The organism is Listeria farberi, assembly GCF_014229245.1.
Taxonomy (GTDB): Bacteria; Bacillota; Bacilli; order Lactobacillales; family Listeriaceae; genus Listeria; species Listeria farberi.
In genome coordinates, this window is the sequence record NZ_JAARZJ010000001.1 from 205,422 (window position 1) to 219,409 (window position 13,988).

The following is a 13,988-nucleotide window of genomic DNA, read 5'->3' on the forward strand; positions in this document are numbered from 1 at the left end:
TCGGGATATGACGGAAACTAAAGAAGAAAAAGTACATAAAGTATTTGAGAAAATTTCCCCAAGTTATGACCGAATGAATAGTGTTATTAGTTTTAAACTACATGTGAAATGGCGCAAAGAAACGATGAAGCTAATGCGTGTTCAAAAAGGGACAAATGTTCTTGATGTTTGTTGTGGAACAGCAGATTGGTCAATTATGATGGCGGAAGAAATTGGTCCAGAAGGTCATGTAACGGGGCTTGATTTTAGCGAAAATATGCTAAAAGTTGGCCGTGAAAAAATAAAAGAAGCGGACTTGCATAATGTAGAACTTATTCACGGTAATGCAATGGAATTACCTTTTCCAGATAATAGTTTTGATTATGTGACAATTGGTTTTGGGCTTAGAAATGTACCAGATTATATGCAAGTTCTTCGTGAAATGTACCGGGTGTTAAAACCAGGTGGACAACTTGCGTGTATTGATACTTCGCAACCCAATATTCCAGGGTGGAAACAAGTATTTAATGCTTATTTCCGATATGTCATGCCTGTTTTTGGTAAATTTTTTGCAAAAAGTTATAAAGAATATAGCTGGTTACAAGAATCAACTCGAGAGTTTCCAGGGATGGCAAGACTTGCGGAAATGTTTCAAGAAGCCGGATTTTCATACGTAAGATATATTTCACACAGTGGTGGCGCAAGTGCAACCCACTTTGGATTTAAAAAGAAGGAGCAATAAGGTGGCAAGCATGAAACTTAACTTTTTATACCCAAATATGCAAAAAGACATTGACTTAGTTGAAAAAGAATTGAAAAAAGCTCTTAGTAATGCAGCTGCTGAAACAACTTCTGATGCGTCCCTTCATTTGTTAGAAGCTGGTGGTAAAAGAATTAGACCGATGTTTGTTTGTTTATCTGCAAGACTTGCTCCTGAGACAAATTTTGAAGCAGTGAAAAATGCGGGCGTGGCGATTGAATTAATTCATATGGCATCGATTGTTCATGATGACGTGGTAGATGATGCTGATTTGAGGCGTGGGCGTGAGACAATTAAATCCAAGTGGGGCAATCACATTGCGATGTATACTGGGGACTTTTTGTTTGCTAAGTCATTAGAGTACATGACGGAAATTAAAGAGGTTGCCGCCCATAAAATGCTATCCCATGTAACAGTGGAGTTATCTACTGGGGAAATCGAACAGCTAAAAGACAAATATAACTTTGACCAAAGTGTTCGTAATTATTTACGACGAATCAAAAGAAAAACAGCATTATTAATAGCTGCTAGTTGTGGTCTTGGTGGCATTGTTTCAGGTCAAAGTGAAGCAGATTATAGGAAGTTATATCGTTTCGGATATTACGTGGGGATGGCGTTTCAAATTACCGATGATGTCCTTGATTTTATTGGAACTGAAAAAGAACTTGGTAAACCAGCCGGAGAAGATTTAAGGCAAGGAAATGTGACCCTTCCAGTATTTTTTGCTATGGAAGACCCTTTTCTTAAAAAACGAATCAGCCAAGTTACAGAAGAAACGCAAGCAGCAGAAATTGCCGCTTTAGTTGAAAAAATTAAAAATTCGGGAGCAAAAAAAGCAGAAGATGTCGCAACAGCTTATCTAAAAAAAGCTATAGAAACACTTGATTCTTTACCGCAAGTCCCTGAGTTAAAGCCACTAAAGCAAATTGTTCGTGTTTTAGATAAAAGAAATTATTAGCGTGAGGGAGGACTTTATAATGGAACAAACTTATGTAATGGTTAAGCCAGATGGTGTAGAACGAGGACTTATTGGAGAAATTTTAGCAAAAATAGAGAAAAAAGGAATTAAGCTAGTAGCTGGTAAATTAATGCAAATTGATCGAAAGCTTGCAGAACAACACTACGCCGAACATATCGGTAAGCCTTTTTTTGAGGATTTAATTGGATTTATCACTTCTGGCCCTGTATTTGCGATGGTTTTAGAAGGTGATGATGTGATTAAAACTGCTCGCCGGATGATGGGGAAAACCAATCCACTCGAAGCAGACTCTGGGACAATCCGTGCAGAATATGCGATACATACAAACAGAAATGTCATTCATGGTTCTGATAGCCCTGAAAGTGCAAAGCGGGAAATTCAGTTGTTTTTTGAACCACATGAAATTTTAAGTTATGAAAAAGCAGTAGATGCTTGGATTTAAAATAAGTGAGAGTTTAGGGAAACCTAGGCTCTTTTTTCATAGAGAAAATACCATTTGATGCGGTTTTTTGTTATGATGAAAGAGTGAGACTAAAGTATTGTGTTCTCGCTGGGCTTGTGTTAAGATATTACACATATACTTTAAAGCGCTAAAATATCATTGCTAGAATATCTAGCTTAAATAGAAAAAGGAGAGTTGTTGAAATGAGATACTTAACGGCAGGAGAATCACATGGACCGGGGCTTACGACAATTATAGAAGGGTTACCAGCAGGAATGCCTCTACTTGCAGAAGATGTAAATAAAGAACTGAAAAGAAGACAAGGCGGACATGGTCGCGGGGCGCGTATGCGTATTGAAAAAGACCAAGTACAAATCACGGCAGGAATTCGCCATGGAAAAACATTAGGTGCTCCTGTTGCGATGTTTGTTGAGAATAAAGATTGGAAACATTGGGAAACGGTTATGAGTATTGAACCAGTTCCAGAAAAAAATGAAAAATCTCGTCGCGTATCCCGTCCACGCCCTGGACATGCAGATTTAGTTGGTGGTATGAAATATGGCCATAATGATATGCGTAATGTATTAGAACGTTCTAGTGCACGTGAAACGACTGTTCGCGTAGCAGCCGGTGCAGTAGCGAAAAAGCTATTACATGAACTTGGCATTGAAGTTGCTGGTCACGTACTTGAAATTGGTGGAACTCGTGCAAATTTGAAACGTGCTTACGCGGTTTCAGAAATCCAAGAAACATCCGAAGCTTCTCCAGTTCGTTGTTTAGACGAGGTTGCTGCAGAAGAAATGATGCAAAAAATTGATGATGCCAAGAAAAATGGCGACACTATTGGAGGAATTGTGGAAGTTGTTGTCGGTGGTGTACCAGCTGGACTTGGAAGCTACGTACAATGGGATAAAAAATTAGATGCAAAAATCGCTCGTGCAATCGTAAGTATCAATGCTTTTAAAGGCGCTGAATTCGGTGTCGGTTTCGAAGCTGCTAGAAAACCCGGTAGCGAAGTGATGGATGAAATTTTGTGGAGTAAGGAAGACGGCTACACGAGACGTACAAATAACCTAGGTGGATTTGAAGGTGGAATGACAAATGGTATGCCAATTGTTGTTCGCGGCGTAATGAAACCAATTCCAACTTTATACAAACCACTGCAAAGTGTGGATATTGATTCGAAAGAAACGTTTAACGCAAGTGTAGAACGTTCTGATAGCTGTGCAGTACCTGCTGCAAGCGTGGTAGCTGAGGCTGTAGTCGCTTGGGAAGTTGCAGTTGCTGTGTTAGAAAAATTTGATGGTGATCGTTTTGATACACTTAAAAAACATGTGGAGGAACACCGAAACTTAACGAAGGAGTTTTAAACATGCCAGAAATTACGGTCCGTGCAAAAAGTAAAACATATCCAGTATATATTAATGAATTCGCATTAGAAGATGTCCGGGAAAAATGGATAGAGAGCCTTGCTAAATTTTCCCACGTGTTTGTCTTAACGGATGAGCACGTGGCGGAACTTTATAAAGCAAAACTTGACGCGGTTCTAGCTGATTTACCTGTGGTCACTTATTATGTGGCGCCAAACGGGGAAGAAGCAAAAACCTTTCGTGTTTATGAAGATGTGATGACAAAATTGATTGAAACAGGACTTGATCGTAAAGCCGTTTTAATTGCTTTTGGTGGAGGCGTTATCGGTGATTTAGCTGGTTTTGTCGCTGCTACGTATATGAGAGGCATTCCATTTTATCAGGTACCTACGACAGTTCTTGCTCATGATAGTGCGGTTGGTGGCAAGGTTGCTATTAATCATCCCCTTGGCAAAAACATGATTGGGAACTTTTATCAACCGGAAGCTGTTATTTATGATACGCAGTTTTTTGCTACTTTGCCAGAACGGGAAATGCGCTCTGGTTTTGCGGAAATGATTAAACATGCCCTTATTAGCGACCACACGTTACTACGTGCTTTAATGGACACTTTTACAGAGCCGAAAGACTTTTATACGAAGGATTTGACACCATTTTTACAACGCGGGATTGAAATTAAAGCGAGTATCGTTGCACAAGATGAAACTGAGCAAGACGTGCGGGCGTATTTGAATTTCGGTCATACGTTTGGTCATGCGCTAGAAGCTTACGGAAACTTTGGTAAATGGCTTCACGGTGAGGCGATTACTTATGGGATGATTTACGCGCTAACAATGAGTAAGACAATTTACGGACTGGATTTCGACTTAGCAGAATTTAAAACGTGGTTAGAACAGTTGGGCTATGATACGACTTTTGACACAACTGTTCCATTTAGCAAGATACTGGAAAATATGCGTCATGATAAAAAAACAACTTTTAATGAAATAAGCATGGTTTTACTTGAAGAAATTGGGAGACCAGTTATTTTTAAAGCGGAAGATGACTTGATTTTTGAAACATATAAAAGTGTGATGCGAAAGGGAGGGAATGTCATTTGAGAGCGATTCGAGGGGCAACGACAATAGAAGCTAACACACCTGAAGAAATTTATGTAGCTACGAAAGAACTTTTTGAAGAAATTTTAATACAGAATAAAATAACGGATAGTGAGCAACTTACATCGGTTATTATTACGGTAACGGAAGATATTTTTGCCGCTTTTCCAGCGAAGGCTGTCCGTGAAACACCTGGTTTTGAATTCGTGCCTGTTATGGGAATGCAAGAAATTCCGGTGCCAAATTCGCTTCCTATGTGCATTCGCTTTATGGTATTTACAGATATACATAAGCCATTAGCAGCAATTAATCATGTCTACTTACACGGAGCAAAAGTATTGCGCCCAGATTTAGTGAAAGAGGAGGATGCGTAATGAGATGGAAAAAATCACTTGCAGGTCTATCTTCTTATAAACCTGGAAAACGCGAAGAAGAAGTGATGGCAGAACTTGGTTTAACGAAAATTACTAAGCTATCATCCAATGAAAATCCACTAGGAACTTCTCCAAAAGTGGCGGCAGTACAAGCCAATTCAAGTGTAGAAACAGAAATTTATCCCGATGGTTGGGCTTCTAGTTTACGTAAAGAAGTGGCTGAATTCTACCAATTGGAAGAAGATGAATTAATTTTTACTGCTGGTGTAGACGAATTGATTGAACTCTTAACACGAGTTTTGCTTGATACATCGAAAAATACGGTTATGGCAACTCCAACGTTTGTGCAGTATCGTCAAAATGCATTAATTGAAGGCGCAGAAGTAAAAGAAATTCCGCTTCTTGTGGACGGGGAGCATGACTTAAAAGGCATGCTAAACGCTATAGACGACAAAACTACGATTGTTTGGATTTGTAATCCGAATAACCCAACAGGGAATTACATTGAATTAGCAGACATACAAGACTTTTTAGACAAAGTACCAAGTGATGTACTTGTTGTTTTAGATGAAGCGTATATTGAATATGTAACACCTCAGCCTAAAAAACATGAAAAACTAATTCGTACTTATAAAAATTTAATTATCACTCGGACTTTTAGTAAAATTTATGGCTTAGCAAGTGCACGTGTTGGTTATGGTATTGCAGATAAAGAAATCATCAATCAACTTAATATTGTTCGTCCGCCATTTAACACCACAAGTATTGGTCAAAAATTAGCTATCGAGGCAATTAAAGATCAAGCTTTTATTGAAGCATGTAGAACTTCCAATGCAAATGGAATTAAACAATACGAAGCGTTTGCAAAACGTTTTGAAAAAGTGAAGCTATACCCAGCGAATGGGAACTTTGTTTTAATAGATTTAGGTATCGAAGCAGGAACAATTTTTAGTTACTTAGAAAGAAATGGCTATATTACGCGTTCCGGCGCAGCGCTTGGTTTTCCAACAGCTGTCCGAATTACCATCGGAAAAGAAGAAGAAAATAGTGCAGTGATTGCACTTTTAGAAAAATTATTGTAAGTGTTTGGAGGCGTTTTTGAGTGAAAGGGACAGTAGTTATTGTTGGGCTTGGGTTAATTGGCGGTTCTATTGCCCTTGCGATTAAAGCTAAACACCCCAAAGCACATATCATCGGAATTGATGTTTCCTACCATTCATTAGAAGTTGGAAAGTCTCTCGGTGTTATTGATGAAATTGGCGAAAGTATTTTAATAGATGGACCAAAAGCAGATTTACTTATTTTCTGTTGTCCAGTAAAAGAAACAGAACAGTTATTGACACGCTTGCCTGGACTGCGTTTAAAGAAAGGCGTGATTGTTACTGATACAGGAAGTACAAAAGGAACAATTATGGAAGCATCCACAGCGCTCAGAGAAAGTGGGATTACGTTTATTGGTGGTCACCCAATGGCCGGTTCGCATAAAAGTGGTGTCCGTGCTGCGAAAGAACTTTTGTTTGAAAATGCCTACTATCTTTTAACACCAACAAAAGATGTGTCAGAAGATAAAGTAACAGAATTAAAAACATGGCTATCAGGCACGAATGCGAAATTTTTAGTATTATCACCAAATGAGCATGATGAAATTACTGGCATGTTAAGCCATTTGCCACATATTGTAGCAGCAGCATTAGTAAATCAGACACAAAGCTTTACAGAAGAACATCCTGCTGCATTTCGACTAGCAGCTGGAGGATTTCGTGATATAACGCGGGTCGCTTCCTCGGATCCAAGAATGTGGACGGATATTTCTATCAGCAATCAAAAAACGTTAACGAAACAGCTGACGATTTGGCGAGATAGTATGAACCAAGCACTTGATATGCTTCAAAGTGAGGATGCTACTTCGATTTATGCCTTTTTTGACGGAGCAAAAGAATTTCGAGATTCGCTTCCAGTTCATCAAGGTGGTGCGATTCCATCTTTTTACGATTTATTTGTTGACGTACCAGATTATCCGGGGGTTATTTCTGAAGTGACTAGGTATCTCGGCGAAGAGGAAATCAGTTTAACAAACATCAAGATTTTGGAAACACGCGAAGATATTTTCGGTGTGTTACAAATTACTTTCCAATCAGATGAAGATAGGGACCGGGCGAAACGTTGTATTGAAACAAGAAGTAATTATACATGCCATTACGAATAGGAGAGAAATGACGATGAAATTAATTACAAATAAACAAGGGCTGGTTGGCGCAATCACAGTCCCTGGAGATAAATCAATGTCCCATCGCAGCATTATGTTTGGGGCAATTGCAGAAGGAAAAACGGTCATTCGTCATTTCTTACGTGCAGATGATTGCCTAGGAACGATTAAGGCATTTAAAGCGTTAGGTGTGAAAATTGAAGAAACGGATGAAGAAATTATTGTGCATGGTACTGGTTTTGACGGGTTAAAACAGGCGGATGGGCCACTTGATATCGGTAACTCAGGTACGACAATTCGTTTGATGATGGGGATTTTAGCTGGGCGAGATTTTGATACTGTAATTTTAGGAGACGAGTCCATCGCGAAACGTCCGATGAACCGCGTTATGCTGCCACTACAACAAATGGGGGCAAAAATGCACGGTAAAGATGGTTCTGAATTTGCCCCGATTACGATTATAGGGAAGCAATCACTAAAACGAATGGAATACCATATGCCAGTTGCTAGTGCGCAAGTGAAAAGTGCGATTATTTTCGCAGCCTTGCAAGCGGAAGGTGAAACGATTATTCATGAAAAAGAAAAAACACGTGATCATACGGAACATATGATTCGCCAATTTGGCGGTCAAATTGAAATGGATGGTTTGACCATTCGTGTCAAAGGTGGTCAAACATTCACTGGACAAGAAATGACAGTTCCCGGTGATGTTTCATCAGCAGCTTTTTTTATCGTAGCTGGCTTAATCACACAAGGAAGTGAAATTGAACTAACACATGTTGGTTTGAATCCTACAAGAACAGGGATTTTTGATGTGGTAGAACAAATGGGTGGAAGTTTAGTTGTTAAAGATTCTAGCAGAAGTACTGGGAAATTAGCGGGTACTGTTGTGGTTAAAACAAGTGATTTAAAAGGAACGGAAATCGGTGGAGATATCATTCCTCGTCTAATTGACGAAATTCCTGTTATCGCACTTTTAGCAACACAAGCAGAAGGAACGACGATTATTAAAGATGCGGCTGAATTAAAAGTTAAAGAAACAAACCGAATTGATGCAGTTGCTACCGAATTAAACAAAATGGGTGCCGATATTACACCAACCGAAGATGGCTTAATTATTCGCGGTAAAACACCTCTTCATGCGGCAAATGTGACTAGTTACGGGGATCATCGAATCGGAATGATGCTTCAAATTGCAGCTCTTCTAGTAGAAGAAGGCGATGTGGAATTAGACCGGGCAGAAGCGGTATCTGTTTCTTATCCAACTTTCTTTGAAGATATTCGCTCCCTTTTAAAATAAGAACAATTACCAGTGCTGTGTGCAAAAACACCAGCGCTGGTATTGCATTTATTAGGCAATCACTTTTTCTTATAAGCGAAGTAATGGTATAATAGAAAAACGACTTATTATTAAAGAAGGTGCAGAAATGGAATTAGCGAATAAAATGTTACATGCATTAGAGCATGAAGATATGGCACTTGCGAAGAAGTACTTTGATGAAGTAGTACAAGCGGGGACAGACGAGGAACAATATTATCTAGCAGAAGAGTTGTTCGCTCTTGGATTCTTAGATGAAACTGAAGATTTATATGAACTTCTGTTAGCAAAATATAAAGATGAGGGCGAATTACTTGTCCGTGCAGCGGAAGTAGCGCTTGAAAAAGACGATATGGATTCTGCGCAAGATTATTTAGAAAAAGTAAACAAAGAAGATGAAGCCTATATTGAAAGTTTACTTGTATTAGCTGATTTATATCAAATGCAAGGTTTGTTCGAAGTTAGTGAACAAAAACTACTCGAAGCCAAACAATTGGCACCAAATGAACCGATTATTGATTTTGCTTTAGGAGAATATTATTTATCACAAGCACGCTTTGCTTCTGCTGTGCAGTCTTATCAAACTGCCGTAGAAGCAGGGTTAACGATTATATCAAATGGCGCTGTGTCTGTATATGAACGTATCGCAGAAGCTTTTGCAGCTAGCGGAGCATTTGAAGAAGCGTTACCTTACTATGAACGTGCCCTAGAAGATAAAGAATCGGTGGATACACTTTTTGGGATGGGATTAACGGCTTATCAGGCAAAAGATTACACAAAAGCAATTCACGCCTTGGAACATTTACGCGAACATGATCCGTCATATACTACTTTATATTCCTATTTAGCAAAAAGTTATGAAGAAAATGGTGAACCAGAAAAAGCTATCGCAGTACTTCGGGATGGTTTAACACAAGATGAATACAATAAAGAGATGTTCTTAGAAGCAGGGAAACTCGCGGTTACACTTCGTTTGCCGGAAGAAGCAGAAGCGTTTTATCGTCAGGCAATTGTGCTTGATGAAGAGTACTCAGAGGCAATCATGGAACTGAATAAATTATTGCTTGCAAAAGAAAACTATGAAGGTGTTATTGAATTAGTAGAAGGTCTAGGAGAAGAAGTTATTTCAGAACCACAAATTTTCTGGGACGTAAGTGTTGCATATCAGGAAACAGAACAATATAATAAAGCAAAAGCAAATTTTGAACTGGCTTACTCGCACTTTACAAATAATCCTACCTTCTTAAAGGAATATGGTTTATTTTTAAGAGAAGAAGGAGAACATGTGAAATCTCAAGAAGTCTTACGTAACTATTTAGAATTTGAACCAGAAGATACGGAGATTTTATCTTTATTTGATTAACCAAAAAGAATGAGGGGACTGAGGAAAGATGAAGGCATCCATTTCAATAGACGAGAAGAAAGATTTTATTCGCTGGTTTTTAAACAAACACCAGATGAAAACTAGAGAAGCAATGTGGGTTTTAAATTATATTGCTGGCCATGATCAAATTGTAAAATATGTTCATTTTGTTGATAATTTGGAAGGGTGTGCACGTGGGCTTTCGCTTAGTGCTCATGGGGTTGAATCCGAACCATTCCTATTTTTCAAAGGTAACATTATGACAACAGATCCAGAAAAAGCTTTTCATGATATTCGACTAAACTGGGACGAGGAATTGTATATTGAGCTTCATTTTGAAGAAGCAATGACTTCACCTGAATATGCTCTTGTTCGTGAAGATAATCCTTTTACTGCAGTGAAGCTTGCTGAAGAGGAAAAAGAAATGGCGGATGCGCTTATTTATCAATCTGTTCACCAATTTTCAAGAGAAAAAGTGTTACAACAAATCGATGATGCGCTTGATAATCGTGATGAAGCGACATTCCATAAGCTAGTCCGGATTTTACAGCAAATGGATACAGAAAAAGAATAACGGATAAATCCTAGTTAGTGATAAAATGGAGTGAAGTAGTGCTCCATTTTATTGTTATGCTAGGTTTTTTTAAGGAGTTGGAATCGTTTGTTTTATAATTTACTTGCAAATCGCTCTTTTTTGCGATTACTATTTTTCGGTAATTTACTTGGGGCGGTTTACGGATACATATGGTATATACCGCAATTACAAATTACAGAGCCGCGTTTTTGGTTATTTGTTCCTGATAGTCCAACCGCGATTTTATTTTTTACTTTAGCTTTAGTAGCTTTTCTCGCAAAAAAACACTGGCCGCTAATGGAGGCGCTAGCTTTTGTTTGTTTAGTAAAGTATGGTATATGGGCGATTGGCATGAATATGTTTTATATGTTTGAACAAAAGACAATCGTTTGGGCGGGGATAGTTCTAATTTTAACCCATGGTTTTATGGCATTAGAAGGGATTTTATATGCCCCGTTTTATCGTTTTCGTATTGGACATTTTATGATAGCTGCTATCTGGGTATTTCACAATGATGTGATTGATTATCTATTTGGTCAAATGCCAATTTATATGGGATTAGAAAAATACTTACCAGAAATCGGTTATGCAACTTTTTGGCTAACAGTTATTGTTTTATGGCTTGTATATGATAAAGCAATAAAAAAAGGCCATCATACATTAGAATTTCCTCATCATGAGTGAAAGAGGTTGAGTCTTAAGATGGGTTCATCTATACTAAGAGATAAGGATATTCACTGAAAAATTGTAGTAGGAGGAAGATGATTAAATGTCGTTTAGTCAATATATTATTTATTTTATTATCGTCGCAGCAATCCCACTTTGGGCACAGTACCGGGTAAAAACTACCTATGCTCACTATTCTAAAGTTGGAGTGGCAAATGGTCTAACTGGAGCCGAGGTTGCACGTCATATTTTGGATACCAATGGTTTAACGAATGTTCCTGTTCATGAAACAAAAGGAATGTTAAGTGATCACTATGACCCTCGTAAAAAAGCAGTTTTTCTTTCTGAAGCTAATTTCCGTGGTCGTTCTATAGCCGGAGCAGCAGTTGCCGCCCATGAAGTAGGACATGCAATTCAAGATCAACAAGATTATGCGTTTATGCGTTTTCGTTCCGCGCTCGTTCCAATAACAATGTTTAGTTCTAATATTTCTTGGGTGTTCCTCATTATAGGGATGCTTGCAAACTTTGCAAGTTTCATGTTGCTTGGTATTATTTTGATGGCAGTAGGTGTACTTTTCCAATTAATTACATTGCCAGTCGAATTTGACGCTAGTAAACGAGCACTTGTTCAATTAGAAAGTGGTGGACTGGTTCAAGCATCAGAACTTCCACAAGCGAAAAAAGTACTAAGTGCCGCTGCAATGACTTATGTTGCTGCGATGGCCGTAGCTGTACTAGAACTCCTAAGATTGCTACTTATTTTTACGAATATGAATCGAAATTAGAATGAACGAAAACCTGAGAATTTTCTCAGGTTTTTTTAAATTAAATATAGTCGTCATTAAACTGTATGATATGTTCAGTTGTTACGTAGTCTTTTTCTTGTAGCCTTTTTAATATGTTCAAGGAGAACTCCTCAAATGAATCGGCTACTATTTCTTGGTAATCCATACCTGAATGATACAAAAATATTTGCCCTGAAATTCCGTTCTTTCCCGGATTTAAATCAAGAATCAGCCTTTGTTGAGATTCAAAATCTGTGAAAGGAATCCATTTGTCACTCCATATAACTGATTTGATTTTGTTTTCTTCTATCCATTCTAATGGTTCTTCTCTATTAAATAAACTGTTCATTGTAGTCCAAATTTCTATTATATCTTCGCTGGATAGAAAATAATGGAACCCTAGTAATGGGGTATAAGGATAGGTGTTCACTAGCCTTTGCCCATTAAATGTCAAAAGATATTCTTTAAAAGTCCCTGGAAGAGAACAGTTCAAAGTTTGTTCTAATAAATAAATTTGGCTATTGTTTGCGGGGAGATTAATACATGATTGCGTATCATCTAGTGATTTCTCAACTTCATGTAAGATTTTTTTCCATATGTAGCTTGACATAAATGGTCTCCTATAATTATTTGAAAAATATTCTTTATACATGTATTACAGCTTATTTTTTTATGTCAAGACGTTTATATCTTAAGTTAAATTAATACTTGGCAGTGAACCAAATGCTTGCTATACTTATACTCGGATAAAGTAAAGGAGCGGGACAATCAATGGATTATGATGTAATTGTCATTGGTGGTGGGCCATCTGGACTTATGGCAGCGATCAGTGCAGCGGAGAAGAACAAACGCGTTTTGTTAATTGAGAAAGGTCCAAAGCTAGGGCGTAAATTAATTATGTCTGGCGGTGGCCGTTGTAATGTAACGAATAGACGACCAGCAGAAGAAATCATTAAACATATTCCAGGTAATGGTCGCTTTTTATATAGTGCTTTTCATGCATTTGATAATGAGGATATTATTCGTTTTTTTGAACGACTTGGAGTGGCATTAAAAGAAGAAGATCACGGAAGAATGTTTCCTGTATCAAATAGCGCACGTTCTGTTGCAGAAGCGATGATTCAACGGATGGAAAAACTTGGTGTAAAAATTTATATGCAAACGACGGTGAAGCAAGTTGATTACGAGGGTGGCCATGTCAAAGGTGTGACTTTAAAAGATGGTCAAGAAATTTCAGCAAGTGCTGTTATTGTTGCAGTGGGTGGTAAATCTGTTCCTCGGACGGGTTCGACAGGGGACGGCTATGCTTGGGCAAAAAAAGCGGGCCATACTATCACAGAACTTTATCCGACAGAAGTACCGATTACATCCAGTGAGCCTTTTATTAAACAAAAAGTGTTGCAAGGAACGTCGCTTCGGGATGTATCGCTTTCCGTTTTAAATGCAAAAGGAAAGCCAATTATAACGCATCAAATGGATATGATTTTTACACATTTTGGCGTATCTGGACCAGCAGCACTTAGATGTAGTATGTTTGTCCTTCGTGAACGAAAGAAGACGGGTGCAGATACTGTGAAAATGCGTCTTGACTTATTCCCGAATATACCCGCTGCGGAACTTGCGAAAAATGTGTATAAATTATTAGAGGAAAATCCGAAGAAAGCATTAAAAAATTCGTTAAGCTCGCTTTTACAAGAGAAAATGTTGTTATTTTTACTAGAAAAAGCAGAACTAGATGAAACAGCTGAATATAAACAAGTAAGTCCTAAAAAAATCGAACAGTTTATTCAGTTGTTAAAGGATTTCACTTTTGAAGTGAACGGCACACTTGATTTTGAAAAAGCGTTTGTGACAGGAGGCGGGGTTTCTGTAAAGGAAATCAAGCCGAAAGAGATGCAATCGAAATTGATGGAAGGATTATTTTTCTGCGGAGAAATACTTGATATTAATGGCTATACAGGGGGATATAATATTACTTGTGCGCTAGTGACTGGGCATACGGCAGGAGCTTATGCCGCAGAAGTTTCAAACGCATAAAAAAAGTACCAAATCTGCGAAAAGCAGATTTGGTAC

Annotated in this window: 15 protein-coding genes; 14 read left to right on the forward strand and 1 reads right to left on the reverse strand. The window is 38.2% G+C overall.

From position 1 onward, the window contains the following. Window positions 1-7: 7 nt before the first annotated feature. The 13 genes from menG to HCB45_RS01045 all read left to right on the forward strand — a co-directional run bounded on the left by menG (window position 8) and on the right by HCB45_RS01045 (window position 11,915). The gene (gene menG / locus HCB45_RS00985) at window positions 8-721 is read left to right on the forward strand and encodes a demethylmenaquinone methyltransferase (RefSeq protein ID WP_185319137.1); all 714 of its coding nucleotides are present in this window, start codon (window positions 8-10) and stop codon (window positions 719-721) included. Window positions 722-731: 10 nt separating this feature from the next. Next, window positions 732-1,697 (forward strand): heptaprenyl diphosphate synthase component II, encoded by a 966-nt coding sequence (gene hepT / locus HCB45_RS00990; RefSeq protein ID WP_185319446.1) that lies wholly within the window; start codon window positions 732-734, stop codon window positions 1,695-1,697. A 19-nt stretch (window positions 1,698-1,716) separates the two neighbouring features. Then, on the forward strand, window positions 1,717-2,160 hold the full coding sequence (gene ndk / locus HCB45_RS00995) for a nucleoside-diphosphate kinase (protein ID WP_185618360.1): 444 nt from the start codon (window positions 1,717-1,719) through the stop codon (window positions 2,158-2,160). A gap of 203 nt (window positions 2,161-2,363) precedes the next feature. Next, window positions 2,364-3,530, forward strand: coding sequence for a chorismate synthase (gene aroC, locus HCB45_RS01000; protein ID WP_185607876.1), 1,167 nt, complete (start codon window positions 2,364-2,366; stop codon window positions 3,528-3,530). A gap of 2 nt (window positions 3,531-3,532) precedes the next feature. Then, entirely contained in the window at window positions 3,533-4,630 is a 1,098-nt protein-coding gene (aroB, locus tag HCB45_RS01005; protein ID WP_185618362.1) for a 3-dehydroquinate synthase, read from the forward strand. After that, window positions 4,627-5,001, forward strand: a complete 375-nt coding sequence (gene aroH / locus HCB45_RS01010) for a chorismate mutase (protein WP_185319133.1) — start codon at window positions 4,627-4,629, stop codon at window positions 4,999-5,001. The genes aroB and aroH overlap by 4 nt, the downstream gene beginning before the upstream one ends. Next, the gene (hisC, locus tag HCB45_RS01015; RefSeq protein ID WP_185618364.1) at window positions 5,001-6,083 is read left to right on the forward strand and encodes a histidinol-phosphate transaminase; all 1,083 of its coding nucleotides are present in this window, start codon (window positions 5,001-5,003) and stop codon (window positions 6,081-6,083) included. The genes aroH and hisC overlap by 1 nt, the downstream gene beginning before the upstream one ends. A gap of 20 nt (window positions 6,084-6,103) precedes the next feature. Then, window positions 6,104-7,207: a prephenate dehydrogenase gene (locus tag HCB45_RS01020; protein WP_185319131.1), complete on the forward strand. Its 1,104-nt coding sequence runs from the start codon at window positions 6,104-6,106 to the stop codon at window positions 7,205-7,207. Window positions 7,208-7,220: 13 nt separating this feature from the next. Next, the gene (gene aroA, locus HCB45_RS01025; protein WP_185319130.1) at window positions 7,221-8,507 is read left to right on the forward strand and encodes a 3-phosphoshikimate 1-carboxyvinyltransferase; all 1,287 of its coding nucleotides are present in this window, start codon (window positions 7,221-7,223) and stop codon (window positions 8,505-8,507) included. Window positions 8,508-8,634: 127 nt separating this feature from the next. After that, window positions 8,635-9,888, forward strand: coding sequence for a tetratricopeptide repeat protein (locus HCB45_RS01030; protein WP_185319129.1), 1,254 nt, complete (start codon window positions 8,635-8,637; stop codon window positions 9,886-9,888). A gap of 28 nt (window positions 9,889-9,916) precedes the next feature. Then, window positions 9,917-10,462 carry a proteolytic degradation factor ReoY gene (reoY, locus tag HCB45_RS01035; RefSeq protein ID WP_185319128.1) on the forward strand — a complete coding sequence of 182 codons (546 nt, stop codon included), beginning with the start codon at window positions 9,917-9,919 and terminating at the stop codon, window positions 10,460-10,462. Between the two features lie 87 nt (window positions 10,463-10,549). Next, entirely contained in the window at window positions 10,550-11,146 is a 597-nt protein-coding gene (gene lhaT, locus HCB45_RS01040) for a lipoprotein heptaprenylglyceryl N-acetyltransferase LhaT (RefSeq protein ID WP_185319127.1), read from the forward strand. 85 nt (window positions 11,147-11,231) lie between these two features. Then, a complete protein-coding gene (locus HCB45_RS01045; RefSeq protein WP_185319126.1) occupies window positions 11,232-11,915 on the forward strand; it encodes a zinc metallopeptidase in 684 nt (227 codons plus the stop codon). Window positions 11,916-11,955: 40 nt separating this feature from the next. Here the strand turns inward: HCB45_RS01045 and HCB45_RS01050 are convergent, their stop codons facing one another. Further along, window positions 11,956-12,525, reverse strand: a complete 570-nt coding sequence (locus tag HCB45_RS01050; RefSeq protein WP_185618366.1) for an SMI1/KNR4 family protein — start codon at window positions 12,523-12,525, stop codon at window positions 11,956-11,958. Between the two features lie 161 nt (window positions 12,526-12,686). Here HCB45_RS01050 and HCB45_RS01055 point away from each other — a divergent pair, with 161 nt between their 5' ends. Next, window positions 12,687-13,952: a BaiN/RdsA family NAD(P)/FAD-dependent oxidoreductase gene (locus tag HCB45_RS01055; protein ID WP_185618368.1), complete on the forward strand. Its 1,266-nt coding sequence runs from the start codon at window positions 12,687-12,689 to the stop codon at window positions 13,950-13,952. Window positions 13,953-13,988 lie beyond the last annotated feature (36 nt).

Excerpts from the sequence above, each read along its gene's own strand:
- menG (WP_185319137.1), top strand. The coding sequence starts at position 8 with ATGACGGAAACTAAAGAAGAAAAAGTACATAAAGTATTTGAGAAAATT.
- hepT (WP_185319446.1), top strand. The coding sequence starts at position 732 with ATGAAACTTAACTTTTTATACCCAAATATGCAAAAAGACATTGACTTA.
- HCB45_RS01055 (WP_185618368.1), top strand. The coding sequence starts at position 12,687 with ATGGATTATGATGTAATTGTCATTGGTGGTGGGCCATCTGGACTTATG.
- hisC (WP_185618364.1), top strand. The coding sequence starts at position 5,001 with ATGAGATGGAAAAAATCACTTGCAGGTCTATCTTCTTATAAACCTGGA.
- aroA (WP_185319130.1), top strand. The coding sequence starts at position 7,221 with ATGAAATTAATTACAAATAAACAAGGGCTGGTTGGCGCAATCACAGTC.
- HCB45_RS01050 (WP_185618366.1), bottom strand. The coding sequence starts at position 12,525 with ATGTCAAGCTACATATGGAAAAAAATCTTACATGAAGTTGAGAAATCA.
- reoY (WP_185319128.1), top strand. The coding sequence starts at position 9,917 with ATGAAGGCATCCATTTCAATAGACGAGAAGAAAGATTTTATTCGCTGG.
- HCB45_RS01045 (WP_185319126.1), top strand. The coding sequence starts at position 11,232 with ATGTCGTTTAGTCAATATATTATTTATTTTATTATCGTCGCAGCAATC.
- ndk (WP_185618360.1), top strand. The coding sequence starts at position 1,717 with ATGGAACAAACTTATGTAATGGTTAAGCCAGATGGTGTAGAACGAGGA.
- aroC (WP_185607876.1), top strand. The coding sequence starts at position 2,364 with ATGAGATACTTAACGGCAGGAGAATCACATGGACCGGGGCTTACGACA.
- HCB45_RS01030 (WP_185319129.1), top strand. The coding sequence starts at position 8,635 with ATGGAATTAGCGAATAAAATGTTACATGCATTAGAGCATGAAGATATG.
- aroB (WP_185618362.1), top strand. The coding sequence starts at position 3,533 with ATGCCAGAAATTACGGTCCGTGCAAAAAGTAAAACATATCCAGTATAT.